At 62.9% G+C, this 24961-nt stretch carries 16 protein-coding genes; 10 read left to right on the top strand and 6 right to left on the bottom strand.

The features are described from left to right. Positions 1 to 6: 6 nt before the first annotated feature. The 7 genes from J4G38_RS21645 to J4G38_RS28750 all read left to right on the top strand — a co-directional run bounded on the left by J4G38_RS21645 (position 7) and on the right by J4G38_RS28750 (position 10450). On the top strand, positions 7 to 135 hold the full coding sequence (locus J4G38_RS21645; protein WP_226163650.1) for a hypothetical protein: 129 nt from the start codon (positions 7 to 9) through the stop codon (positions 133 to 135). A 158-nt stretch (positions 136 to 293) separates the two neighbouring features. Then, on the top strand, positions 294 to 2450 hold the full coding sequence (locus J4G38_RS21640; RefSeq protein ID WP_210520996.1) for a beta-galactosidase: 2157 nt from the start codon (positions 294 to 296) through the stop codon (positions 2448 to 2450). Positions 2451 to 2565: 115 nt separating this feature from the next. After that, a complete protein-coding gene (locus J4G38_RS21635) occupies positions 2566 to 3594 on the top strand; it encodes a LacI family DNA-binding transcriptional regulator (protein WP_210520995.1) in 1029 nt (342 codons plus the stop codon). 93 nt (positions 3595 to 3687) lie between these two features. Next, positions 3688 to 4404 (top strand): 3'-5' exonuclease, encoded by a 717-nt coding sequence (locus J4G38_RS21630; protein ID WP_210520994.1) that lies wholly within the window; start codon positions 3688 to 3690, stop codon positions 4402 to 4404. Between the two features lie 144 nt (positions 4405 to 4548). Then, on the top strand, positions 4549 to 6465 hold the full coding sequence (locus J4G38_RS21620; RefSeq protein WP_210520993.1) for a DUF294 nucleotidyltransferase-like domain-containing protein: 1917 nt from the start codon (positions 4549 to 4551) through the stop codon (positions 6463 to 6465). A 514-nt stretch (positions 6466 to 6979) separates the two neighbouring features. Then, positions 6980 to 9721, top strand: coding sequence for an alpha-L-rhamnosidase-related protein (locus J4G38_RS21615; protein ID WP_210520992.1), 2742 nt, complete (start codon positions 6980 to 6982; stop codon positions 9719 to 9721). Positions 9722 to 10327: 606 nt separating this feature from the next. Next, positions 10328 to 10450: a hypothetical protein gene (locus tag J4G38_RS28750; protein WP_262906190.1), complete on the top strand. Its 123-nt coding sequence runs from the start codon at positions 10328 to 10330 to the stop codon at positions 10448 to 10450. Between the two features lie 33 nt (positions 10451 to 10483). On the opposite strand, the gene J4G38_RS21610 is transcribed toward J4G38_RS28750, so the two are convergent. Beyond that, the gene (locus J4G38_RS21610) at positions 10484 to 11368 is read right to left on the bottom strand and encodes an alpha/beta hydrolase family protein (protein ID WP_210520990.1); all 885 of its coding nucleotides are present in this window, start codon (positions 11366 to 11368) and stop codon (positions 10484 to 10486) included. A gap of 341 nt (positions 11369 to 11709) precedes the next feature. Between J4G38_RS21610 and J4G38_RS21605 the strand changes: the two genes are divergently transcribed. Genes J4G38_RS21605 through J4G38_RS21595 form a run of 3 tightly spaced genes read left to right on the top strand, consistent with a single transcriptional unit; the run spans position 11710 to position 13952 of the window. Then, a complete protein-coding gene (locus tag J4G38_RS21605; protein ID WP_210520989.1) occupies positions 11710 to 12435 on the top strand; it encodes a hypothetical protein in 726 nt (241 codons plus the stop codon). 54 nt (positions 12436 to 12489) lie between these two features. Continuing rightward, the gene (locus J4G38_RS21600) at positions 12490 to 13149 is read left to right on the top strand and encodes a hypothetical protein (protein WP_210520988.1); all 660 of its coding nucleotides are present in this window, start codon (positions 12490 to 12492) and stop codon (positions 13147 to 13149) included. Further along, a complete protein-coding gene (locus J4G38_RS21595) occupies positions 13128 to 13952 on the top strand; it encodes a sensor histidine kinase (protein WP_210520987.1) in 825 nt (274 codons plus the stop codon). The genes J4G38_RS21600 and J4G38_RS21595 overlap by 22 nt, the downstream gene beginning before the upstream one ends. Here J4G38_RS21595 and bglX read toward each other — a convergent pair. The 5 genes from bglX to J4G38_RS21570 all read right to left on the bottom strand — a co-directional run bounded on the left by bglX (position 13933) and on the right by J4G38_RS21570 (position 24924). Beyond that, on the bottom strand, positions 13933 to 16242 hold the full coding sequence (gene bglX, locus J4G38_RS21590; RefSeq protein ID WP_210520986.1) for a beta-glucosidase BglX: 2310 nt from the start codon (positions 16240 to 16242) through the stop codon (positions 13933 to 13935). The two genes, J4G38_RS21595 and bglX, sit on opposite strands and share 20 nt — an antisense overlap. A 130-nt stretch (positions 16243 to 16372) precedes the next feature. After that, entirely contained in the window at positions 16373 to 18118 is a 1746-nt protein-coding gene (locus J4G38_RS21585) for a family 43 glycosylhydrolase (RefSeq protein WP_210520985.1), read from the bottom strand. 166 nt (positions 18119 to 18284) lie between these two features. Then, complete coding sequence (locus J4G38_RS21580) at positions 18285 to 19652, bottom strand: glucoamylase family protein (protein ID WP_210520984.1); 1368 nt, start codon at positions 19650 to 19652, stop codon at positions 18285 to 18287. Between the two features lie 194 nt (positions 19653 to 19846). Beyond that, positions 19847 to 21400: a RagB/SusD family nutrient uptake outer membrane protein gene (locus J4G38_RS21575; RefSeq protein WP_210520983.1), complete on the bottom strand. Its 1554-nt coding sequence runs from the start codon at positions 21398 to 21400 to the stop codon at positions 19847 to 19849. A gap of 191 nt (positions 21401 to 21591) precedes the next feature. Further along, positions 21592 to 24924 carry a SusC/RagA family TonB-linked outer membrane protein gene (locus tag J4G38_RS21570; protein WP_210520982.1) on the bottom strand — a complete coding sequence of 1111 codons (3333 nt, stop codon included), beginning with the start codon at positions 24922 to 24924 and terminating at the stop codon, positions 21592 to 21594. Between the last annotated feature and the right edge of the window lie 37 nt (positions 24925 to 24961).

Here is a 24961-nt window from a genome sequence, read left to right as displayed (position 1 = left end):
GCCACGGTGCGCAAGTTCATGGTGGGCTACGAAATGCTGGGCGACCCGCAGCGGGATATCACGCCGGAATTCAGTGCCGGGCGGCTCCGGGAGCAGTCGGAAGTGCACTATAAGGGAACTGTAGAAGTAGAATAGCTGATTGATTGAACGTTATCGAGAGAACGTCATGCTGAGCGAAGTCGAAGCATCTCGCGTGCAGTAGTAAACCAATCGATTGAATTACTACTGCACGCGAGATGCTTCGACTTCGCTCAGCATGACGTTCTTTTTTAAGCATCTCCAAACCCCGCCCCATGCTCCACTCAACCCGGCTACTCTGCGGCCTCCTGACTGGCCTGTTCCTCCTAAACGCCGTGCCCGCTGCCACCGCGCAAAAAGCCGCGCCAGTCACTAAAGTTGCCGCTGCCAAAGCCGCGCCCGACTACTTCCCGGCGGCCGATATGATGACCATTGGGGTGTACTACTACCCCGAGGCGTGGCCGGAAAGCCAGTGGGCCCGCGATTTCGCCAACATGCGCAAGCTGGGCCTGGAATTCGTGCACATGGGCGAGTTTGCCTGGGGCCTCTACGAGCCGGAGGAAGGCAAATATACCCTCGACTGGCTGGACCGCGCCGTGGCCCTGGCCAGCAAAGCCGGCCTGAAAGTGGTGCTGTGCACCCCCAGCGCCACCCCGCCCGTGTGGCTGGCCGAAAACCACCCCGAAATCCTGATGGTGGATGCCCAGGGCCGCCGCATGGAGCACGGCACCCGCCAGCAGGGCAACTGGAGCTCGCCGCTGTTCCGGCAGTACGTGGCCAAAATCAACGCCCAGCTGGCCCAGCACTTCGGCCGGAACCCGGCCGTGGTGGGCTGGCAGATTGACAACGAGCTTAGCCACTACGGCCGGCAGTTTTCTTACGACGACTTCAGCAAAGCCCGGTTTCAGGCCTGGCTGAAGCAGAAATACGGCACCATCGCCAACCTGAACCGCGACTGGGGCAACACGTTCTGGTCGCAGCTCTACCAGAATTTCGGGCAGGTGCGCATCCCCAACCAGGAAGAGCTGGTGGCCACGCCCAACCCGCACGCACTGCTGGATTTCCAGCGCTTTTTTGCCGACGAGGCAGCCGACTACATTCGCGCCCAGGCTACCACGCTGCGCCAGTACGCCCGCCACCAATGGGTGACCACCAACCACATGGCCAACCACCGCGACCTCAATCCCGCCTTGTCGCGCCAGGACGTGGACATCACCACCTGGACCACCTATCCGGTGCACGGCGAAATGTTCGGCCAGAATGGTCCGCTGGGCTTCCGGCTGGGCAGCGCCAACGGCCTGGGCTTCATGCACGACTTCGCCCGCGCCCTCAATGGCAGCGAGGGCATCATGGAGCTGCAGCCCGGCCAGGTGAACTGGGGCGACATCAACCCGCAGCCGCTGCCCGGCGCGGTGCACATGTGGCTCATGCACGCCTTCGGCTCGGGGGCGAAGCTGATTTGCTCGTACCGCTACCGGCAGCCGCGGGCCGGCAGCGAGCTGTACCACTACGGTTTTGTGGGGCCCGATGGGGTGACGCCCCTGCCCGGCGGCCTCGAATACGCCCAGGCCATGCAGGAAATCAACCAGCTGCGGAAACTACGCAAGCCCAACGCCGCCATGCCGGCCCGCTACGCCGCCCGCCGCACGGCCTTCCTCTACAACTTCGACAACCGCTTCGACCTCGACAATCACCCTTCCACCACCCGCTGGGGCACGCTGGAGCACATGTTTCGGTACTACGGTGCCCTCAAAGCCATGAGCTGCCCGGTCGACGTCATCACCGAAGACCAGGATTTCAGCCGGTACCCGTTCCTGGTGGCCCCGGCCTACCAGTTGCTCGATAAAGCCCTGGTGGACCGCTGGACGGCCTACGTGCAGAATGGCGGCCACCTCATTCTATCCACCCGCACCGGCCAGAAAGACCGCCGCGGCATGCTCTGGGAAGGCCCCTGGGCCGCGCCAATCCTGGACCTCATCGGCGCGAAATTCGGTGAGCGGCCCTTCGATATGCTGCCCGGTCAGGTGCTGGGCAAGGTCGCGTTTGGCGGCAAAAACTACGACTGGGGCTCCTGGGGCGAGCTGTTGGTGCCCAACGCCGGCACCACCACGCTGGCCAGATACGCCGACCAGTTCTACACCGGCGCCCCGGCCGTGACCACCCGCAAGCTGGGCAAAGGCACCGTGACTTACGTAGGCGTCGATTCGTACCTCGGCGACCTGGAGCGCGACGTGCTGCGTAGCGTGTACGCCGCCGCCAACGTGCCCGTGGAGGCTCTGCCCGACCAGTTTGTGGTGAACTGGCGCGACGGCTTCTGGGTGGCCGCCAACTTCACTTCCGAAACGCACGCCGCCCCGGTGCCGGCCGGTGCCAGGCTGCTGGTGGGCACCCGCGAGGTAGCGCCCGGCGGCGTGGCCGTGTGGCAGGAGTAGGGAGGAGGGGGGACGGTACTTCATTATTGCCCGATACCAGCGGGCGGGCCGTGCTCATCCATAATTAATGTGCTGCCTGTACTTTTGAATTCCCACCATTTGTTTTCCCACCATCTTGGCCCAAAAACGCGCTTCTATTTCGGACATTGCCAAGGAGTTGAACCTGGCCGTTTCCACCGTTTCGCGGGCACTGAGCGGCCATTCCCGCATCAGCGAGGCCACCCGGCAGCGGGTGTGGAAGCTGGCCGAGCAGCTCAACTACCAGCCCAACCACCTGGCGGCGGCCCTGCGCAAGGGCCGCAGCAGCACGCTGGGCGTCATCGTGCCGCACATTGACGGGCACTTCTTTTCGCAGGTGATGAAGGGCGCCGAGGTGCTGGCCAACCGCGCCGGCTTCAACGTGCTGCTGTGCCAGTCGAACGAGGACTACGAGCAGGAGCAGAAAAACGTGGACACGATGATTAACGCGCAGGTCGACGGCATTATGATGTCGGTGGCGCGCACGACGCACGATTTTCGGCACTTCGACAAGATTACCAAGCGCGACATTCCGCTGGTGTTCTTCGACCGCATTCCGGACGGTTTCGAGATGAATGCGGTGGAGTTGGACGACTTTCAGGGCGGCTACCAGTCCACGAAGCACCTGCTGGAGCAGGGCTGCCGGCGCATTGCCCACTTCGGCGGCCCGCAGCACCTGCACATCTACATCAACCGCTTCGGTGGCTACCGCCAGGCCCTGCTCGAATACGGCCTGCCGGTGGAAGACGAGCTGGTGATTTTCAGCGAGATGTGGCAGGAAGATGGCGACGTGGGCATGAAGCAGCTGCTGGCCCTGCCCCAGCCGCCCGACGCCGTTTTTTCGGCCAGCGATTTTACCATTGTCGGGGCCATGCTGGTGCTCAAGCAGCGCAAGCTGCGCATCCCCGAGGACGTGGCGCTGGCCGGTTTCAGCAACGAAAGCTTCACGTCGCTCACCGAGCCTAACCTCACTTCCGTGGACCAGTGCTGCGAGGAAATGGGCCAGGCCGCCATGCGCCTGCTCCTGGAAATGGTGCAGGACCGCAACCACGACCGCCCCCCCCGCAAAATCGTGATTCAACCCAAGCTGATGACCCGGGCGTCGTCGCAGCCGGGGCGGAGGTGAAAGGTTCAGTGAGCAGTGAACAGGGAGCTGATGAAAACTGTTAACTTATTGTTGTTCATTGCTCACTGTTAACTGCTAATTGTTAACTGAAAATTGAAAGACTACCTGCTGTTCGTTGATACCGAAACCTCGGGCATCCCGCGCGATTGGAATAAGCCGTATGCCAGCCGCGACAACTGGCCGCACATCGCGCAGCTGGCCTGGGTGGTGTACACCCGCGACGGCCAGGAAGTGAAGGCCGAAAACCACTACATCCAGGCCAGCGACTATGACATGGACCCGGCTTCGGGCAGTGTGCACGGCCTCACGCTGGACTTTTTGCGCGAAAACGGCAAGTCGCGGCACACCGTGATGCAACTTCTGCACCGCGACCTGCTGCACTACCAGCCGCTGGTGGTGGCGCATTTCATGCAGCTCGATTATCACATGGTGGGCGTGGGCTTTCATCGGGCCGGGCTCACCAACCCGCTGCTGGGGCTGCCCACTTTCTGCACCATGCGCGCCACGGGGCCGTTGCTGCGGCATTCCACGCAGGGATTTTTGCGGCTGGGCGAGCTGTACCAGCGGCTGTTCCACGAGCCCCAGCCCCGCGAGCACGATGCCCTGGCCGATGCGTACGCCGCTGCCCGCTGCTTCTTCGAAATGCGCCGCCAGGGCACCATCACCGACGAAACCATGGCCGCACAAGGGCCGCCGGTAGGGTTTCCGCTCCCGATGACTGCGGCGCGCAAACTGCAGATTGGGGTGGCCCCCTGGCTGCTCATGGCCGGCCTGGTGCTGGTGCTGCTGGCCTTTTTTCTGATAGCGTAAGGGCGGGGTCGGAAAGGTAAGAGCGTAAAAAAAGCCCGTCCTGCCGGGCGCAGCCGAGGCAGGGCGGGCTTTCCATAACGTTTTGCTGATGCCGTTCTGCTGCCTGACGCTCTAACTTTACGGGCCCACCACTTGCCCCGCCCCATGAGCGAAAAACTCGATTTTCTCCGCACGGTCACGCCTTTCAACCGCTTGCCCGAGGAAGTACTGGCCGAAGTGGCCGAGGGCCTGCAGGAAGTGCGGCACCCCCGCGAGGCCATTATTTACTACCAGGACGCGACCAAAATGCGCGGCCTCGACATCGTGGTAGACGGCGAGTACGAGACGTTTTTCTACGACAGCCAGCAGAACCGGCGCGTGGTGGAGCACAGCCGCCGGGGCGACTGCTACGGCGGCATTTCGCTGCTGCTGAACAAGAAAAGGTCGCTCCGCACGGTGGTGGCCCGCAAGGACACCCGCGTGTATTTCCTGCACCGCCGCGAGTTTCTGGCCCTCTGCCAGGCCTACGAGGACTTTTTTCACTTCTTCACGGCGCGCTACGGCCAGCGGATGCTCAACGAGGAATACGCCCACTTTGTGCGGCCCAACCGGGGCAGCGCCGCCGAAAGCTACCTCACGTCCGACCAGCTCTACTCGCGCCGCATCGAGACGCTGGAGCTGCGCCCGGTGGTGCTGTGCGCCGCCTACACGCCCATTTTTGAGGTGGCCCAGCGCATGGCCGCCGCCCGCACCAGCTGCTACTTCATCACCAATGCCGACGAAAACGGCCACATCATCGGCTACGTGACCGACATTACGCTGCGCGACAAAGTGGTGGCCGCCCTGGCCGATGCCCGCGAGCCGGTGGGCACCATTCTGGACACGCCCATTGTGAGCATCAGCACCAAGGCCTTTGTGTACGAGGCCATTCTGCTGATGTTTCGGACCAAGACGCGCTACCTGCTGGTGGAGAACGAGGGCGAATACGTGGGCTTTCTCAGCCGCAACAAGCTGCTGACCGACGACCAGGCGCAGTCGCCGTTTATCTTCATCCAGTCGGTGAAGCTGGCCCAGGCCGTGCCCGAGCTGAAGCGCCGCTGGGAGCAGGTGCCCGAGATGGTGTACCAGCTGCTGAACCGCGGCGTGAAGCCCGAAATCGTGAACCAGGTCATCACCACCGTGTCCGATACCATTGCCCTGAAGGTGATTGAGGGCGCCATTGCGGAGCTGGGCCCGCCGCCGGCCAAGTTCGTGTTCATGGTGCTGGGCAGCGAGGGCCGCAAGGAGCAAACCCTGCTCACGGACCAGGACAACGCCATTATCTACGAGGACAAGGCCAACGAGCACCGCGAGCTGGTGCGCGACTACTTCCTGAAATTCGCCGAAATCGTGAGCGACCAGCTCAACGAAATCGGGTTCAGCTACTGCGAGGGCGGCTTCATGGCCAAAAACCCGAAGTGGACGCACTCGCTCTCGCACTGGAAGCGCAACTACGTGGAGTGGCTGACCGACTCGAACCCCGAAACGGGCATGCAGTTCGCCGCGTCCTTCGACTGCCGCTACCTCTACGGCGACGCCACCATCATGGACGAGCTGCACGAATTTCTGGACGTGGAGCTGCAAAAACCCCGCGACCGGTTCTTCCACTACATGGCCGTGAACGCGCTGCAATACGAGCCGCCGCTCACGTTTTTCCGCAACATCCGCACCTTCACCGTGGGCACGCAGCAGGTGTTCAACCTCAAGAAAACCATGTCGCCCATCGTCGATTTGGTGCGCATGTACGCCCTCAAGCACCGCATCTTCGCCACCAACACCGGCGAGCGCCTGGAGGCCCTCAAAGTCCTGGGCGTGTTCACGGAAAGCGAAACCCAGGAGCTGCTCCAATCTTACTACTACCTGATGGGCGTGCGCCTGAAAAAGCAGGCCGTCCAGATTATCAGCGACAAAGTGCCGCCGGATAACTACCTGGACCCCAAAAGCCTGACCAAAGTGGAGCAGGTGACGCTGAAAGAAATTTTCAAGGTGATTGCCGACTTCCAGCTGAAGATTAAGGTGGGGTTCACGAAGTCGCTGGGGTAAAAACCAGCCGCGTGGCGGCAGCAGCTTTGTAAACAGGGCTTACGCAGTCGAAAAAGCCGCAAAGCAGCGACACGTTGGTAGTAAAGCGCTGAAAATAAGTGCATAGCCGCAAAGCGGCGGCACCCTGTTCACGCCATAAGTGCCGCCGCTTTGCGGCTCAAAACCTGACGACAACTCCCAGGCTACCAACGTGTCGCCGCTTTGCGGCTTTTTCGACTGCGTAAGTCCTGGTAAATAAACCCCGCCGTAAGCTGTGGAAAGCCGCGTAGCGGTGACAGAAATGTTCGGACTAATCTGTCACCGCTACGCGGCTCGGACTTCACAGCGTTGATGAATGCTACAAACCTGCTGCGGCTCCGCAGCTAATCGGCTTGGTTGTTGACAAAATCTGTTTGTGAAAATCGTCCAGCTCCCCCTCTCCGCGGGAGAGGGGGCCGGGGGGTGAGGTGGACCGCCCAGCCCCGAAACGCCGTAATTTGCATGCCCGAGCCATTCCCACCGCCTAAACGCTACAATGAAATCCGCCCCTCTCGCCACCGGCTTCCTGCTCACGCTGGGCCTGCTCAATGCCTGCCAGACGCCTAAGCCTGCTGCAACTACTGCCACCGCCACCGCTCCCGTTGTGACAACTCCCATCTGGCAATCCGACGCCTACACGCTGTACCGCGACCGGGTGGTGCAGGGCAAATACGAGGCCCGCGCCCTCTCCGCCACCGAGCTGGTTTCGAACTACCAGAGCCCGGCGAATGACCGGCAGAGCCCGCGCGTGGAGTTCAAATTCAGCATCAACGGCAAGGACAATGAGATGGCTTCGGGCCTGAACCACCTGCTGGTGGCCGTGCCCCGGCCGGGCGGCGGACCCATCGAAACGCCGCCCATCGTGTTTGGCCAGCACTACGTGGACGCCACGCCCGCAACGGCCGATACCTACCTGGCGCCGAACACGCCGGTGAAAATCCGCCTCGACCTGCGGCCCGTGCTGGCGGCGTTCAGGAAGCAGGGGTTCTATACCACATTCAAGGGCGACAAGCTGTACCAGCAGGATTTTAAGCACGTGTACGTGGCCGGCGGCACGGCCCCGCTGAGCTGGGATTTCGACAACCTCACCAACAAGCCCGAGCTGGAGCTGAAGGACCCCGACGGCGACGGCATCTACGAAGTGACGCTGACGCTGAACCAGCCCGCCGCCGCCAAAACCACCGCCCAGAGCTGGAAAAAGAGCATCAACACCGCCGATTTCCCGCAATACTCTTCCGACTACCCGCTGGCCGATGCCCTCTACAACCTGGCCCTGGAAGAAGCCCGCCGTGCCGTGGAGCCCGACAGCACCTTCCGCACCGGCAAGGAGTGGGCCGGCGTCTGGACGCGCGACGTGAGCTACAGCATCATCCTGGCGCAGGCCACCCTGCAGCCCAAAGTGGCCATGAACAGCCTCCTGCGCAAGGTGAGCCCGAGCGGCCGCATTATTCAGGACACCGGCACGGGCGGGGCTTACCCGTGCTCGACGGACCGCATTATCTGGGCCACGGCGGCCTGGGAAATTTACCAGGCCACCGGCGACGAGGCCTGGCTGCGCAAGGTGTACCCCATCATCAGGCAGAGCATTGCCGACGACGTGCAGAACGCCTACGACCCCGCCACGGGCCTGGTGCGCGGCGAGTCGTCGTTCCTGGACTGGCGCGAGCAGACCTACCCGCGCTGGATGCAGCCCGTGGACATCTACCAGAGCGAAAACCTGGGCACCAACGCCGCCCACTACCAGGGCAATGTGGTGCTGGCCCAGATGGCGGCCAAGCTCGGCCAGCCCGGCGTGGCCGCCCAGCACAAGCGCCAGGCCGCCACCATCAAAGACGCCATCAACCAGCACCTCTGGCAGGATGACAAGGGCTACTACGGCCAGTACCTCTACGGCCGCACCGCGCTGATGCTTTCGCCCAAAGCCGAGGCGCTGGGCGAGGCCCTGTGCGTGCTGTTCGGCATTGCCGAAGGCGAGCGGGCGCAGACGGTGGTGAGCAAAACTCCCACCACGCCCTACGGCATTTCCTGCCTCTATCCGCAGATTTCAGGCATTCCGGCCTACCACAACGATGCCGTGTGGCCCTTCGTGCAGAGCTTCTGGGCGCTGGCCGCCGCCAAAGCCGGCAACGAGGCCTCCCTCACCGAAAGCATGGCCGCCATCTACCGGCCGGCCGCGCTGTTTCTCACCAACAAGGAAAACTTCGTGGCCCGCAACGGGGACTTCGCGGGCACCCAAATCAACAGCAGCAACATGCTCTGGAGCTTGTCGGGCAGCCTGGGGCTGGTGTACAAGGTGCTGTTTGGGATGCAGTACCAGGGCGACCAGCTGGTGTTCCGGCCCTTCGTGCCGCAGGCGTTTGCGGGGCAGCGCCGCCTCAGCGGCTTCCGGTATCGCAAGGCCGTGCTCGACGTGGAGATGAGCGGCTTCGGCAACACCATCAAGAGCATTACGCTAGATGGCCAGCCGCTGCCCGATGCCGCCATTTCGGCCGGCCTCACCGGGCGGCACGCGGTGAAAATCATGCTCAGCAGCGAAGCCCCGGCTACTCAAGCCGTGAACCGCGTGACCGATGCCGTGGCCCCCGAAACGCCCACCGCCACCCTCGCCCAGGGCCGCCTCAACTGGAACAAGCCCGAGGGTGCCGAAGAATTCCAGCTGCTGAAAAACGGCCTGCTCATCAGTACCACCAAAGCCACCGAATACGCCGTGCCCGCCGGTCCCTTCGCTGCCTACCAGGTGATTGCCGTGGACGATGCCAGCCGGGAATCTTTTGCCAGCGAACCCATCGAAACGGGGACCGATGCGGCCGCTATTCGGCCGGTGCAGCTCGAAACCGTGGCCCCCAAAGCCACCCAGGCCTACAAAGGCTACACCGGCAAGGGCTTCGTCGAAATTACGGCCACCAAAAACACGGCCCTTACCATCCCCGTCACCGTGCCCGAAACCGGCCTCTACGCCCTCGATTTTCGCTACGCCAACGGCAACGGCCCCATCAATACCAACAACAAGTGCGCCATCCGCACGCTGCGGCGCGGCCCCACGCTGCTGGGCACCGTGGTGCTGCCCCAGCGCGGCGTGGAAGAATGGAGCAACTGGGGCTTCTCGAACCCCATCCTCGTGCGCCTCTCAACAGGCACTCACCTCCTCACCCTCGCCTACGAGCCCGCCAACCAGAACATGAACGGCGAGGTGAACCAGGCCATGCTGGATTACCTGCGCGTGATGCGGGTGGAATAGGGGCGACGCTGCTGGCGTGCGTCTGCGACGCGCTGCCACTGGTTCCGCGTCTCTGACGCGCGGGGCGAACGACTTGTTCGCCCCCCTGTTTAACGACCGAGCCGCAGGCTCGCAGCCAGTAGGCAGCGCGTCGCAGACGCGCGCCAGCGCCACCCCTCACCACCCACGGCCTCACCGCCGGCGACTACGGCCTGGCCTTCTGGCAGCCCATCGAAGCCGCCTACCGGCGGGCCGCCAAGGCTGCCAAAGCCCACGAATCGGCCACGGGTATCCTCAAAGGTACCAAAGACACCCTCGGAACCCAGGTCGACCGGGTGCTCTCCAAAATGCTGGTGCTGCTCGAAGCCCAGTATGACGAGGCCGAACTGCCCGCCAAGCGCCGCGAGCTGGGGTACTTGAAGGGGTATAACTAAGCGCTTGCCGCCGAAAGCAACAGGCCCCGTTGGTACCAATGGGGCCTGTTGCTTCCGGCGGAAGTCGTTGCTCCGGTCTGACCGCCCTAGGCGCTCTGACCGGTTGTTGGGAGGCCGAAATCGGGGGGCTTCAACCGGTCAAACTTCTCCGGATGGACGCCAAATAGTTTTGGGTAAGGATAAGCCGGCAACGGTGGGGCCTTTGCGCCCCGCCGAGCCGCCGCCCCCGCTGGCGGTGGTGCCGCGGGGGCCGGTGCCGACGGCCGGCAGTGCCTTGCCCGGCTGGGAAGCCCTGCGGCCGCCGCAAGTGGAATAAGGAAGGGCTGGCCGGTGCGCGGCCCAGGTCGCGCTACGAAGCTGTCCGCGCCAAAAAAGCCAGCACTTCCGCATGCAGCTCTTCCTGAAAGTGGCCCCGATTAAAGCCGGGCGGGTCTTGCGAAGGCGGAAAAGCGGGGCTGGTCCTGGCCTCGGGAAAAGGACTCAGGAAGGAAAAATGGCCGGCATTTGCCACCACCCGGTGTTCCAGCTTGCTGGGGTCAGGTAGCCCGTTGATGACAATCTGGCTGTGGAAATAGGGCGTGGGCTCGTCGTGCTCGGCGGCGAGTAGCAGCACCGGCACCCGCACGTCGCGCAGGGCTCCCGCCCGCCGAAACCAGCCCGTGGCCGGAGCCAGCAGCACCAGGGCACTGATGCGGCCGTCGGGCACGACGGGAATGGGACGAGGCTGCTCATCCGCTGATTCCCAGGGCAAGGACGTCGGCTGCCCGCCGGCCCCGGCCAGCGCGGTGTAGCCCCCCATGGAGTGCCCGATGACGGCCACGCGGTTGGGGTGCAACGCCGGCGCAAGCTCCGCGTGGCCGAACAAAGCACTGATGGCCAGGTGCAGGTGTCGGGGGCGGGCCGTGAGGTTCTGTCGCTTGCTGCCCCAGGTATCATCGTGGCGGTTATTGAACGGATGCTCGGGCAGGCCGATAACGTAGCCGTGGCGGACGAGGTAGTAGGCCAGCGTGCGGTAGGCCCACGGGGTGCTCCCGCCGCCGTGGGAGATGATGGCCAGCGGAAAAATGCCCTCGGCGAGGGAGGCATCGGGCGCTACTTCCAGCGAGTAGGGCCCGGCCTGCACGGCCACGGCCGGCGTGCGCGTGGGGTAGAGCACCGCCACGGGAAACGACAGGCCCAATTCGTGGTCGAATACCTCGACCGTGCGGTAGCCCACAGAATAGTCGGAATGCATGGGTTTGGGAGAATGGTGGGCTAGTTTGCGCTTGTGGGGGCCAAGCTAGTTAACCGGAGGCTTTCGAAGCGTGGCGGCAGCCACAGCAGCGGCCCCTGAGCCGGGCAGAAACCAGCCGGCAGCCTGAGCCCGCGCCTCCCGGCCCGCCGGACCACAAGCCGCGTCGGGGCTGGGAAAAGGCCCGGAGCTATGCTGAGTGCTACCTCCTTGCAAGGCCAACGCCATGCCCGGAAACAAAGTTGTAGCAGCAGGTACCAGCATGAGGCCGCTGGAATTAGCTTTGCCAGCAGGCTTTGCAAAATTCTGCTGGTCCTTGATAAAATTCAACCTAACCGTTGTTTATGCAGTCCATTTCTCCGCTCCCGAAATACCTCGACGCAGACAGCATTATCAGCCAGGTGCTGTTTGATGAGTACACGGCCACTTGGGTGAAAGCCGTGAACGACCCGAGCGACGGCACCGCGCTGACCAAGTGCTTCCTCACGAAGTCGGGGTCGCGCCTGGGGTATGTGAGGTTTGAGGTGCCGCAAATCATCGAGCTGATGTCGGCAGTGGGTATTCAGGGCATCAAAGCGCGTTTTTTGATTAAACCGGATGGGCGTTTCACGGTGGCCCTGTTTGCGGCCGACGCGCAAGGGCTGCGACTCACCTCATATTACCTGGCCGACTACCGGAATGAGGAAGACCAGCAACCCGCAAGCCGCCAGGCGGAGGATATGAATATGGAAGCGGCCAACGTGCTGGCGGCCCACTGGCAACGCAACTGGGCCAATACCAAGCGCTTCCCGACCACCCGGCAGCTGTTTGCCAGTAGCTACGGCCCCTTGCGCGGCTACAACTTCAACGTCAGCGACTTTATGGCGCCGCTGATGAGCCTGCAACCGGAGGATATCGACAAGGAAGAGTTTCATCTGATGCCGGGCTTGCACAGCCACTTCAGCTCCGGCCCCGACAACGACGGGCCCGTCGCCGTCTTCGGCCTGGTGGTGACCAGAACCGACAACGCGTTGCGGGGCAGCGGCGACCCCTCGTATGACGTGGCAATTCCTAGCCCGCCCGCACCGTAATGGCCGGGAGCAAGGGGCTGCCCATGCAGCGAAGCATTGCAAAAGCCGACCACCATGAAGACTGACGCCGCCTTTTGGTTGGTGCTTGTTGGGAGCGTAGCGCAGGCAGTATTGCTGCTGATTGGTTTGCTGGGCCTGGCGCGCTACCGCCAGCTCCCCCAGGGCCTGCGGTACCTGGTGGGCCTGATTTGGTTTGGGGTAGCCCTGGAGCTGGCATCGACGCTGCTGCATTTCTGGAAAATCCCCAACCTGCTGCTCCTTCCGCTGGACGCGGCCGGTGAGCTATGGCTGCTGGCGGCGGTGTACGCCTGGGCCCTGCAATCGGCGGCTTTCACGCGGCTGTGGCCGTGGGTGGCCGGTGGTTTCGCGGCATACGCAGCCCTCAGCAGCGGCCTGGCACCCGAGCTGGCACGCTTTAAGCCGGGCGTGCTTGTGCTCGAATGCCTGCTGGTGCTGGGCCTGGTGGGGCTGTATTTCCGCAAGCTGCTCAACGAGCTGCGGGTGCAAAGCCTGGCCGACGACCCCATGTTCTGGGTGTCGACCGGGCTGCTGCTCTATTCCCTGGCCAAGCTGCAAATTGCACTGTTCAGCAACTACATGCTGGCGCACTATTCCATGCAGCTGAACCAGTTGATGTGGGCCATTAACGCTTTCATGTCCATCGTGCTGTACCTCTGCTATTGCCGAGCCCTATGGATGCGCCCGCAGAAGTAACCTTTGGGGCGCTGCTGCTGAGCGGCGTGGCGCTGCTGCTGCTGGCGGGTGGCGCGTTGGTGGTGTTTCTGGTCACGTACCAGAAGCGCCTGCTGCGGCAGCAGCTCCGCCTGCACGCCACCGAAGCGGAGTACCAGCAACGGCTGCTGCTGGCCGTCATCGAGGCGCAGGAATCGGAGCGGGAGCGCATTGGCCGCGATTTGCACGACGACGTGGCCTCCTCCATCGCCATGGCCAAGATGCTGGTCGACCGCCTGGACAATCACCCCCACCTCGATGATGCCGCGCCCCTGCTCGGGCTGGCCCGCGAAGTGCTGGGCAATGCCGTGGAGGAAGTGCGCAGCGTATCGCATAGCCTCTACCCGGCCGAACTGGCGCGCGCGGGCCTGGTCAAGGCCCTGGAAAACCTGGCAGAGCTCTGCCGCTGCACCACGTCGCTGGCCGTGGTGCTTGAGGTAAACTACCCGCGCCCCCTGCCGCTGCCCCAGGAACTGGCGCTCTACCGCATCTGCCAGGAGCTGGTGCACAATGCCTTAAAGCACGCGCACGGGGCCACACGCCTGGTCATCCGGCTCCGGCAGCTGGATAAGCACCTCGCCCTGGGCGTGGAAGATGACGGTTGCGGTTTCGCCGCCCCATCGGCGGGCTCCCACCCCGCGAGTGGCGGGGTGGGCCTGCGCAGCATTGGCGTGCGTGTGGAGATGCTGCGCGCCCGCCTGCGGCAGGAATCGGCCCCCGGCCAGGGCACGCGCACCCACATCGAGCTGGATAACCCGGTCGGCGCTACTTCACCGCCAGCTTAAACGGCACCGTCTGCACGTCGCGCGAGTTGCCGCCCACCATCACCTGGAAATCGCCGGGCTCGGCCGCGAATTTCAGGTCGTTGTTATAGAATTTCAGCGCATCGGGGGCGAGGCGGAAGGTGAGGGTCTTGCTCTCGCCCTTTTTCAGCATGATTTTCTGGAAGCCCTTCAGCTCCGACACGGGGCGCGAGATGGAGCCCACCAGGTCGCGGAGGTAGAGCTGGGCCACTTCTTCGCCGTCGGCATTGCCGGTGTTTTGCACGGTTACGGTTACCGTCAGGGTTTCGGCGGGGCCGATGGTGGCTTTGCTGAGCGTGGGCTTGCCGTAAGTGAAGGTGGTGTAGCTCAGGCCGAAGCCGAAGGGGTAGAGCGGCTCATTGGGCACGTCGAGGTAGCGCGACTTGTACTTGTCGAGCTTCACGCCGCCGTAGGGCCGGCCCGTGTTTTTGTGGTTGTAGTAGATGGGTTCCTGGCCCACGGCCACGGGGAAAGTGGCCGTGATTTTACCGCTCGGGTTGTAGTCGCCAAACAGCACGTCGGCGATGGCATTGCCCGCCTGCGTGCCCGCAAACCACGTTTCGAGGATGGCATCGGCGTTCTGGCCTTCCCAGGGCAGGGCCAGCGGGCGGCCGTTCATCAGCACCAGAACCAGCGGCTTGCCGGTGGCTTTCAGCGCCTTGAGCAGGGCCAGCTGCTGGCCGGGCAGGCTGATGTCGGCGCGGGCGGCGGCCTCGCCGGTCATGCCCTGCGACTCGCCCACCACGGCCACAATGACATCAGCGGCCTGGGCCGTCTGCACGGCTTCTTTTATCATCTCCTCGGGGCTGCGTTTGTCGATTTCGAGGTCGCCGCCGTGGGCCTGCAGGCGGTCAATCATCTGCTGGTCGTCGGCGATGTTGGCGCCCTTGGCATAGGTGATTTTCAGGCCGGGCGCGGCGGCGCGCAGGCCCTGCTCCACAGATACGGCCTGCTTCCAGTCGCCGGCCCCGCTCCAGCTGCCAATCACGTCGCGCTGCCGGTTGGCCAGCGGGCCGATGAGGGCAATGCTGCCGGTTTTCTTCAGGGGCAGGGCGCTGCGCTCGTTCTTCAGCAACACCATGCTTTTGCGGGCAATGTCGCGGGCGGCGGCGATGAATTCGGGTTTCATCAGGGTGCTGCTGGCGCGCTCGGCGCTCACGTTGCGGTAGGGGTCCGTGAACAGGCCGAGCTTGTATTTGGCTTCCAGAATGCGGCGGCAGGCGGCATCGAGCTGGGCTGGGGCCACGGCCCCGGACTTGATGTTGACGGCGCTGTATTTCAGGAATTCCTCGCCCACCATGTCCTGGTCGATGCCCGCGTTCAGGGCCAGGGCGGCCACCTGCTCGGCGTTGCCCATGCCGTGCTCTATCAGCTCGGGGATGGCGGTGTAGTCCGTCACCACGAAGCCTTTGAAGCCCCACTGCTTGCGCAGCAGGTCGGTCATGAGCCACTTGTTGGCGGTGGCGGGCGTGCCGTTCACGTCGTTGAAGGAGGACATGACGGAGCCTACCCCCGCATTCACGGCGGCCTGGTAGGGCGGCAGGTACTCGTTGTACATGCGCTGCTTGCTCATGTCGGTGGTGTTGTATTCGCGGCCGGCCTCGGCGGCACCGTAGAGGGCGAAGTGCTTGAGGCAGGCCATCACGGTGTTGGGGTTGGAGAGGTCGTTGGCGGGTCCCTGATAGCCGCGCACCATGGCTTCGGCCACGCGCGAGCCGAGGTAGGGGTCTTCGCCGGCGCCTTCGGAGATGCGGCCCCAGCGGGCGTCGCGGGCAATGTCCACCATCGGCGAGAACACCCAGTTCAGGCCGTCAGCCGTCGATTCCTCGGCCGCGATGCGGGCGCTCTGTTCAATAGCTTTCAAATCCCAGCTGGCCGCCAGGCCCAGCGCAATGGGGAAAATGGTGCGGTGCCCGTGAATGACATCGTAGCCAAACATGAGCGGAATGTGCAGCCGCGACTGCTCCAGGGCCATTTCCTGGAGCTTGCGCACCGCCACCGGCGTGTAGGTATTGAACACGCCCCCCACGTTGCCCCGGCGGATGTTGGCGTCCACGTCCTTGCTCACCACTGGCCCGGTCACATCGAATCCGACGGACACCAGATTTAGCTGCCCGATTTTTTCCTGCTGGGTCATTTTCGCCATCAGGGCGTCGATGTATTGCTTCATCTTCTGGTCGCCGGTAGCGGCGGGCGCGGGTTTTTTCTGGGCCTGCGCGGCGGGGGCGAGGGCAAAGGCGAGGAGCAGCGTGGCAAGGGGAATTCGTTTCATGGGAAGCGTAAGTGTATAGTTAGAACGATGTAGAGACGCCTAATTGCGTCTCGTCGTTGAACAGTAATGACGGCACGATACCGATAGCGCGGTTCCGATTTGTTCAAAGTAGAGACGCAATTAGGCGTCTCTACTTTGCCAGCATCACCGGCGTGCGGGCCGAAACGCCGTTTTCGTTGATGGCTTCGATGGTGAAATAATAGGGCCGGTCCTTGTCCATGCCTTTGAAGGTGTAGTCGTTGGCGCTGTGCACCATGATGCAGGAGTAGAGCTTGTCGGGCGCGAGGCCGGTGTAAATGTTGTAGGCGTAGGCGCCGTCGACCGGCGCCCAGCGGAGCCAGGCGCTGCGCTTGTCTTTTTCGGTGCGCAAGACTACGAAATTCTTTACGCTTGCCGGCTTCGTGCCGCTGCCGAGGCCAAAGACGCGCAGGCCGCTGATGGCGAATTTGCCGGTGGGCATGTGTCCGTTTTCGAGCTTGATGAAACGGGTTTTTACCGGCGCGGGCAGCTCGATGTAGTCGTGCGGCACGTCGGTTTTGTTCCGGCTTTTATCGACCAGAATTTTCCAGGTTTTGCCATCCAGCGAGCTGTAAAGCTTGTACTGATGAAACACCCCTTTCGACTTGCCCAGGAATTCGGCGTCCTGGTCGGCGTAGTTGATTTGGATGGCGCGCACGGTGCTTAGGCTGCCGAGGTCGGTCTGGATAAACTCGCCGGGGTTGGCCGTGGCGGCGCTCCAGTAGGTCTTGATGCTTTCGTCCACGGCATAATTTGGCAGGTAGCCGCCGAGGGTGCTCGACACCTGCACCGGGCGCTGGTAGTTGAGCAGCATCCAGCCGGTGAACTGCGGCTGGAGGTGGTCGGCGGGGCCGGTGGGCAGGTAGTGCGGATAGTCGCCGAAAGCGGTGTTGGTGTAGAGCGTGCCCTCGGCATCGAAGCCGGCGGGCCAGAGGCCGAGGCGGCGCTCAAAGTTGTTTTTTATGTTGATGACCATCGTGGAAACGTGCCACCAGTTGTCCCATGCATCCTGGAAGGTGTTGCCGTGGCCCGCGCCGCGCGCGAAGCCGCCCGGCTTGTAGGCAAACGGGTTGTGCGGCTGCGGCGTGAACGGGCCCAGCGGCGCGTCGGCCACCTGCACGCCGTCGGCGTAGCCGCTGAATTCGGTGCCGGGCGCGCCGTATTGGAGGTAGTATTTACCGCCGTGCTTGGTCATCCAGGCGCCTTCCATGAACGGGTCGAGGAAGGTGTTGTCCAGGTATTCGCCGAAGCGCTGCCAGCCGAACTGCTGGTCATTGAGCCCGAACATAATTTTGGGCTCGCCGATGGGCTGGAAGGTTTTGCGGCTGATTTGCTGGCCGTAGAGCGGCAGGCTATTGCTGCTGCCCCAGTAGAGGTATAATTTTCCGTCGGTGTCGAGGAAAAAGTCGGGGTCCCAGGCGCCAATCTGGAAGTCGTGGATGGCTTCTTTCCAGTCATCGACTTTGGGGTTGGTGCTCATCCAGATGGGAAAATTCTTCTCGTGCGTCGAGCCGTAAACCAGCAGCGTATCGCCGAGCACGAACACGGCCGGGGCGCAGAGGTCGTCATACACCTTGTGCTCGGGGCGGAGGAAGTGGCGGGCGATGAACTTCCAGTGGTTCAAATCGTGGCTCCACCAGTAGCCCCATTGGTTGGTGGAAAACAGGTAATAATCTCCCTTGTAGCGAGTGATGACCGGGTCGGCAGTGGCGCGGTGCCGGCCGGCGGTGGCGAAATCGGGGATGGGCGTGTAGCCGTAGTCGAGGTTGAGCGGGTTGCAGTACGTGGGGCGCGGGGTGATTTTGGACTGTGCGTGGGCGGTTAGGCTAAGAAGAGTGAGGAGAAAGAAAAACGTCATGCTGAGCGTAGCCAAAGCATCTCGACCGCTTCGCCTGACGGGGGACCTCCCCCCCGGCCCGCATTTGCTTGATACGCAGAGTCCCGCGGAGAGGGGAGCCTGGCGAAGCGGGCGAGATGCTTCGCTGCGCTCAACATGACGGTCTGTTTTCGTTCTTTCCATCGCCTTACTTCTTCACCGCCGGGCTCTCAAACCCCAGCTTGCCCAGCCCGCGCTGCACGTCGGGCGAGCTCATGAACAGCTTCCACAAAAGCCCCGTGCGGTAGTTCTCAATCATGCCCACGATGGGGCCTTCATCGATGGCCAGATACGACTTAGCCTGCCAGTTGTGGTCCTCGCTGAAGCCATCCACGAAGCCGTATTCGCCCCAGATTTTATCGCCCAGGTCAAAGTAAAAATGCTTGAGCGCCCGCATGGACTGCTCCGGCGTGTAGGGGAAGGCCGAGAGCGCGGCGGTGGGCGAAATCACGCTCAAATCCTCCTTGGGGTTGTGGGCGGCGTAGCCCTGGTAGCTGTCGGAAGCGGTGAGGCCCCAGGTGTTGGGGCCGTAGCCTTTGTAGTGCTTGGGATTCTCGACGCAGTAGGCGTAGTTGATGAGCGTGTGGTTCTGGTTTTGCTGCCAGTAGTCGGCGTACTGGTCCTTGAGGCCGTGGGGGTTCAGGCCCAAAAAGGAATAGTGCGTGAAGAAGAGCGGCCCGCCCAAATCCGGCCCCAGCGGGAGCTTGACGCCGTAGTATTCCTTGCCGTTTTTGAACTCCGGGCCCACGGCCCAGCCCTGGTCATACACGGGTTTGTCGATGGCGTATTTCGGGGAGGACGCGGCCAGCACGTAGGTTATCAGGCACTCGTTCCAGCCGTGAATCTGGTGGTTCATGCTCCAGCCGTTGTTGGGGCTCCAATGCCAATAGAGTACGTTTTGGCCGCCCTGGGTTTGCCAACTCCACTCCACGTTTTCCCACATCCAGCCAATGTGGTTGCGCAGGTCGCGCTCCACGGGCGTGTCGGCGGTGAAGTACTGGCGGGCGCAAATCAGGCCTTCCATCAGGAAGGAGGTTTCCACGATGTCGCCGCCGTCGTCTTTCGCGCCGAAGCGGATAACCTTGCCCGTTTCGCCGTTCAGCCAGTGCGGAAATACGCCGTGGAACTGGTCAGCCTTTTCCAGGAAGCGCACCATTTTGTAGAGGCGCGTGGCGGCCTGCTCGCGGGTAATCCACTTGCGGTCGGCGGCCACGATGATGGCCATGATGCCGAAGCCGGTGCCGCCGGTGGTCACCACCTCGTTGCCGTAGTCGTAGGCCACATTGCTGCGCTCCCGCGCCATGCCGGATACGGGGTGGCCGAAATCCCAGAAGTAGCGAAAGGTTTGCTTCTGCACCAGGTCCAACAGTTGGTCATCGGTGAGGCTGCGGGGGCGCTGGCGCGGGTCGAATCTGGTGGTGGGAGCGGGGGCTTTTTTTGGCGCGGGCTTTCGCTGGGCGTGGAGCAGGCCGGGCAGCAGCAGGAGCAGCAGGAGCAATAGAGGTTTTGGTTTCATCGCATGCGGGTCACCTCACCCCCTGGCCCCCTCTCCCGCGGAGAGGGGGAACTAGTTCTAGTCTATGGTTTTTAGACTGATTGAGGGGAGTCAGGAAGTGAAAAATAGAAACTGGAAAATCTGTACCAGAGCTAAAATCTAGTCCCCGTCTCCGCGGGAGAGGGGGCCAGGGGGTGAGGTGACCCGGTAGAACGTTAGTACCCCGGGTTCTGCGTCAGCAGCCCGCCGCTCAAGTCAATCTGGGCCTGCGGAATCGGGAAAATCTCGTGCTTGCCCTTCACGAACGTCTTGCCCTGGGCAGCGAAAATGGGCACGATGCGGCCGGCCGTCACGCTTTCCTGGCGCACGAGGTCGAAGAAACGGTCATGCTCCAGGGCCAGCTCCACCCGGCGCTCCTGCCAGATGTTGGGGACCGTGGCGGGCTTGGTGGCCAGGCCGGCACGGGCGCGCACGGCGTTGAGGTCGGTTTGGGCAGCGGCGGTGTTGCCGATTTGCGCGGCGGCTTCGGCGTGGATGAGCAGGATTTCGCCGTAGCGCAGGATGCGGATGTTCTTGGGCAGGTAGTCGTTGTTGCCGCAATTGGCCTCCTTGGTGCGGCTGTGGTAGGCCTTGTAGCTGTAGCGGAAGTTCTCCACCGAGTCCTTGCTCGGGATGCGGAAACCGTCCCAGAGCACCGTGCCGGTGGAGCGCTGCCCGGCCGGGGCCGTGGGCTGGATGAAGATGATGCTGCCGGCCTTGCGCACGTCGTTGGGCTCGTAGGCATTCACCAAATCGGTGGTCGGGTTGTTGAAGCCGAAGCCCAAATCGGCCCAGCCGCCGCGGCCGCCGGAGCGCGGGCCCTGGCTCACGGTGTAGAGCTGCACGGCTGAGTTATCGCAGGAGGCGTTGATGCCCGCCTGCACCTCAAAAACCGACTCCGAGCTGTTGGCTCCCACCGTGCGCCAGATGTCGGCATAAGTCGGGTAAAGGGCGTAGGCGCCCGAGCGGCCCTGCACGATTTCATTCGTCAAATCGAAGGCCTTCTGATAATTTTTCTGGTAGAGGTACACCTTGGCCAGCATGCCCTGGGCGGCGGCTTTGGTGGCGCGGCCGGTTTCGGTGGCGCCTTTCAGCGGCAGGTTGTCCACGGCAAACTGCAGGTCGGCGATGATGAAGGCGTAGATGTCGGCCGCCGTGGCCCGCTGCTGGAACTGCGGGTTGTTGATTTCCGCCGCCGCCGGCACCCGGTCAAGCTTGGGCACGCCGCCAAACAGGCGCACCAGGTTGAAGTAGAAGTAACCGCGCAGGAAGCGCACCTGGCCCAGCAGGTTGTTTTTCACCGCATCGGCAGCGGGGCTGAGCGGGATTTTATCCAGCGCCTGGTTGGCCCGCGAAATGCCCGCGTAGTAGCCGTTCCAGGCGTTGTTCACGGTGCCGTTGGTGGGCGTCAGCGTGAAGTTGTCGATGGTGAGGGCGTCTCCATAGTCATTGGGCGTGCTGCCCTTGTCGGCATCATCGGAGGCAATATCGGTGAGGATGACGAACTGCAGGCCGTTGATATCCGGCCCGAACCCGCCCAGGTACATGGCGTTGTACACGCCATCGACCAGCTTCTGGGCGGCGGTGGGGTCGGTGCGGATGGCATCCTCGCTGAGCTGGCCCTGGGGCGGCACGTCGAGGTAGTCTTTACAGCCGCTGACGAGGGCCAGCGACAGGGCCAGCGCGGCCGTGCCGGCGCGGCGGGGGAGGGCGGAGAAATGTGGTTTCATACGCTTGATGGTTATTGCTGGTGGGAATAGAAGGAACGTAAAACAGAACGTCATGCAGAACGGAGCGCAGCGAAGTGAAGCATCTCGCGTGTGGCAGTAAATCAATCGCTAAGAAAAAATCAGTGGTAGCACGCGAGATGCTTCGCTGCGCTCTGCATGACGTTCTGCTGTTCTTCTATTGTTCTGTTGATTTATTTGAAGTTGACGTTCAGCCCCAGGGTCACGGTGCGGCTGGTGGGGTAGGTGGTGGCTTCGATGCCCGAATCGAGCGGCCCGCCGGCCAGCTCCGGCGTGAAGCCGGTGTACTTGGTGGCCGTAAACACATTCTGGGCGGCGGCGTAGATGCGCACCGAGGCCAGATGGGCCTTTTCGAGCGCCGTGCCGGGCACCGTGAAGCCCAGCACCACATTGGTGAGGCGCAGGTAGGAGCCCGATTCCAGGAAGTAAGTGGAGTTGGGCATGCTCTGGGTGAGGGCGCTGGGGTCGGTGTTGGAGTGGTTGGTGGCCGTCCAGCGGCTGTCGGCGAAGCTGGCTTCCACGTTGTCGGTGATGGCGTTGCGGAGCTGCTTTTTGGCATTGTACACCTTGTTGTTCAGGTTGCCCGAAAACACGAAGGAGAAGTCCACGTTGCGGTAGCTCAGCCCGCCGTTGATGCCGAAATATACCGGTGGCTGGTACGAGCCGAAGTAGCTGCGGTCCTTCAAGTCCACCACGCCATCGCCGTTGGTGTCGGCGTATTTCAGGTCGCCCACCTTGGGGTTGAAGGTGGAGCGCGGCCCGCTGGCAATTTCGTCGGTGCTCTGGTACACGCCGATGGCGTCGAGCAGGAAGAAGCTGCCAGCCGCCACGCCGTTGTCGGACTTGGTCACCAGGTTGGTGCCGCCAAACAAGGCCTGGCCGCCGTTCAGGTTGGCAATGCGGTTCTTATTGAAAGTCGCATTCACCCCGATGTTGTAGCTCCAGTCGGGGCTGGTGCCAATGGCGGCGCGGTAGTTCAGGGCTGCTTCCACGCCACGGTTGGTGATGGTGGCGGCATTGGTAATGAGCTGGTTATCGGGGTCGCCGAAAATGCCGGGGATGTTAATCGGAATCAGCGCATCGGTGGTTTTCTTGTCGTAGTAAGTCACCTCGCCGGTCAGCTTGTTGTCGAGGAAGCCGAATTCCAGGGCCGCGTCGTATTCCGTGGTGGTTTCCCAGCGCACGTTGCCGTCCTTGATTTGGGTGATGGTGGCGCCCAGCACGTTCTGGCCGTTGAACACGTAGGGAATGTTGGAGTTGGCCGTCAGCACGTAGGAGTTGGCCGGAATCTGGTCGTTGGCGAGCTGGCCGTAGCTGGCGCGCAGCTTCAGGAAGCTCAGCGTCTTGTTCTCCTTCAGGAAATCCTCGTCCGAAATCACCCAGCCCAGGCCCAGCGACGGGAAAAACCCGTTGCGCCGGTTCGAGGCAAATTTGGACGTGGCATCGTGCCGCAGGTTGGTGGTCAGCAGGTAGCGGCCCTTGTAGGAGTAGTTAATCCGGCCCAGGAACGAGATGCGGCGGTCTTTCGACGGCAGGCCGGGGTCGGGGTTGTTGGGGTCCACCGGGTTGTTGATGGCCGAAGTGGGGTCGCCGGTGTTCAGGTACCACTGGTTGGGGTCGGCGGGCACGTCCTTGCGCGCGCCGGAGAGCGGCGTGGTCATGCCTTCCTCGGTCACGGTGCCGGCCAGCACGGTCAGGTTGTGGTCCTGGTTGAAGGTGCGCTGGAAGGTGGCCGTGTTTTCCCAGAGGTAGCGGTAGGCGTTGGTCTGCGTCACGGCCAGGTTGCTGCGCGGGTTGCGCTGGTTGCCGCCGGTGGTGAGGAACGTGGCCCCGTCGTTGTTGTACTGGTAGTCGTAGGTGCGGTTGTTGTTCGACATCAAATCCACGTTGAAGGCCGAGCGCAGCGTGAGCCATTCCACGGGCCGCACGTCGATGCCAATGTTGCCCTGCAAGCGGTTGTCGAGGCTTTTATTGTCATTTTTCTCGATGTCCAGCACCGGGTTGCCCACGTTGCCGAAGGCCGAGGTGTTGCCGTACAAGCCATTCACTTTGCTCGGAATAATCGGGGCGGCCCGGTAGGCGTTGCCGTACGCCGCGTTCAGGTTTACCGCCCGCGTATCGGCGTGGCTGAACGAGGCATTCGAGCTAATCGTGACCTTGTCCGAGAGCGTAAACGCCGTGTTGGAACGCACCGTCAGGCGCTGAAACTTGTTGTTAATCACCGTGCCGTCGTCCTGCAGCAGGTTGCCCGAGAAGTAGTATTTCACGTTCTCCGACGCGCCCGATACGGCCAGATTATGGTTCTGGTAAGTACCGTGCTTCAGGATTTCATCGTACCAGTTGGTCGAAGCTGGATTGGTCGGAATTACCGTCGTGGGTGCCGTGTCTTTCAGGTAGTTGGTGTACTGTCCGGCGTCGGCCATCTTCACCAGGTGGGCGGCTTCCTTAAAACCCACCGTGCCGCTGTAGCTCAGCACCGGCTTGCCCAGCTTGCCCTGTTTCGTGGTCACGATAATCACGCCGTTGGCCCCGCGCACGCCATAAATGGCGGCCGCCGAAGCATCTTTCAGCACGTCAATCGAGGCGATGTCGGCATTGCTCAGGTTGCGGATATCAGTCGTTTGCACGCCGTCCACCACGTACAGCGGCTCGGCCCCGCCCAGCAGCGTGCCCGTGCCCCGGATGCGCACTTTGGGCTGTGCGTTCGGCGTGCCGTCGCTGATAATCTGCACGCCGGCCACCTTGCCTTGCAGGGCCTGGGTGGGCGTTTGCACGGGCTGGTTCACGATTTCGGCGCCGTCCACGCGGGCCACGGCGCCGGTCAGGTCCTGGCGGCGCTGGGTGCCGTAGCCCACTACCACCACCTCGTTCAGCGCCTTGGTATCGGGGGCCAGCGCGATGTTAATCGTGGTTTGGGTGCCCACCACCACTTCCTGCGCCGCGTAGCCCACAAAGGAAAACACCAGCGTGGTGCCGTCGGGCACGGCGATGGAATATTTGCCGTCCAGGTCGGTCTGGGTACCGTTGGTGCCGCCTTTGATGATGACGTTGACGCCGGGCAGGCCCGCGCCTTTCTCATCGACCACGCGGCCCGTCACCGTGGCGTCGGCCGGCGCTCCGGGGGCCTCGGGCGCGACCAGCGCCGCCGCGGGCCGCAGAATAATGCCGTCGTCAATGACCTTGTAGTCGATTTTCAGCGGCTCCAGCAAGTCGTTCAGCAGCTGGGCCAGGGGCTGGCCCACGGCGTTCACCGTCACCCGCCGGCTGGCCCCGATGAGCTGCCGGCTGTACTGAAAGTGCACCTTGGCCTGGGCTTCAATCTTGCTCAGCACCGTGGCCATTCGTTCGTCGGTGGCTTGCAGCGTGATGGGCTGCTCCAGAATGGGCTGGGCCGCCGACGCCCGCGCCGTGCCGATGCCGGCAAACAGGCACAGCAGCAGCCCGGGCAGGAGCGCCAGGCGTTTGCAGTACCGTAAAAGAGGTGGGAATTGTAAGGGAGTTGACATAGGGAGATGAATGGTTTGGTGGGAAGTTTTGAGAGGA

This window comes from Hymenobacter terricola, from assembly GCF_017921975.2.
GTDB classification, from domain to species: Bacteria; Bacteroidota; Bacteroidia; order Cytophagales; family Hymenobacteraceae; genus Hymenobacter; species Hymenobacter terricola.
The sequence above is the reverse complement of the archived record's forward strand: the minus strand, read 5'-3'. Positions and strand labels throughout refer to the sequence as shown.

Bases quoted from the DNA above. Each gene is read 5' to 3' on its own strand.
- J4G38_RS21620 (WP_210520993.1), top strand. From the start codon at position 4,549: ATGAGCGAAAAACTCGATTTTCTCCGCACGGTCACGCCTTTCAACCGC.
- J4G38_RS21595 (WP_210520987.1), top strand. From the start codon at position 13,128: ATGGATGCGCCCGCAGAAGTAACCTTTGGGGCGCTGCTGCTGAGCGGC.
- J4G38_RS21600 (WP_210520988.1), top strand. From the start codon at position 12,490: ATGAAGACTGACGCCGCCTTTTGGTTGGTGCTTGTTGGGAGCGTAGCG.
- J4G38_RS21570 (WP_210520982.1), bottom strand. From the start codon at position 24,924: ATGTCAACTCCCTTACAATTCCCACCTCTTTTACGGTACTGCAAACGC.
- J4G38_RS21640 (WP_210520996.1), top strand. From the start codon at position 294: ATGCTCCACTCAACCCGGCTACTCTGCGGCCTCCTGACTGGCCTGTTC.
- J4G38_RS21575 (WP_210520983.1), bottom strand. From the start codon at position 21,400: ATGAAACCACATTTCTCCGCCCTCCCCCGCCGCGCCGGCACGGCCGCG.
- J4G38_RS21610 (WP_210520990.1), bottom strand. From the start codon at position 11,368: ATGCATTCCGACTATTCTGTGGGCTACCGCACGGTCGAGGTATTCGAC.
- J4G38_RS21615 (WP_210520992.1), top strand. From the start codon at position 6,980: ATGAAATCCGCCCCTCTCGCCACCGGCTTCCTGCTCACGCTGGGCCTG.
- bglX (WP_210520986.1), bottom strand. From the start codon at position 16,242: ATGAAACGAATTCCCCTTGCCACGCTGCTCCTCGCCTTTGCCCTCGCC.
- J4G38_RS21605 (WP_210520989.1), top strand. From the start codon at position 11,710: ATGCAGTCCATTTCTCCGCTCCCGAAATACCTCGACGCAGACAGCATT.
- J4G38_RS21580 (WP_210520984.1), bottom strand. From the start codon at position 19,652: ATGAAACCAAAACCTCTATTGCTCCTGCTGCTCCTGCTGCTGCCCGGC.
- J4G38_RS21585 (WP_210520985.1), bottom strand. From the start codon at position 18,118: ATGACGTTTTTCTTTCTCCTCACTCTTCTTAGCCTAACCGCCCACGCA.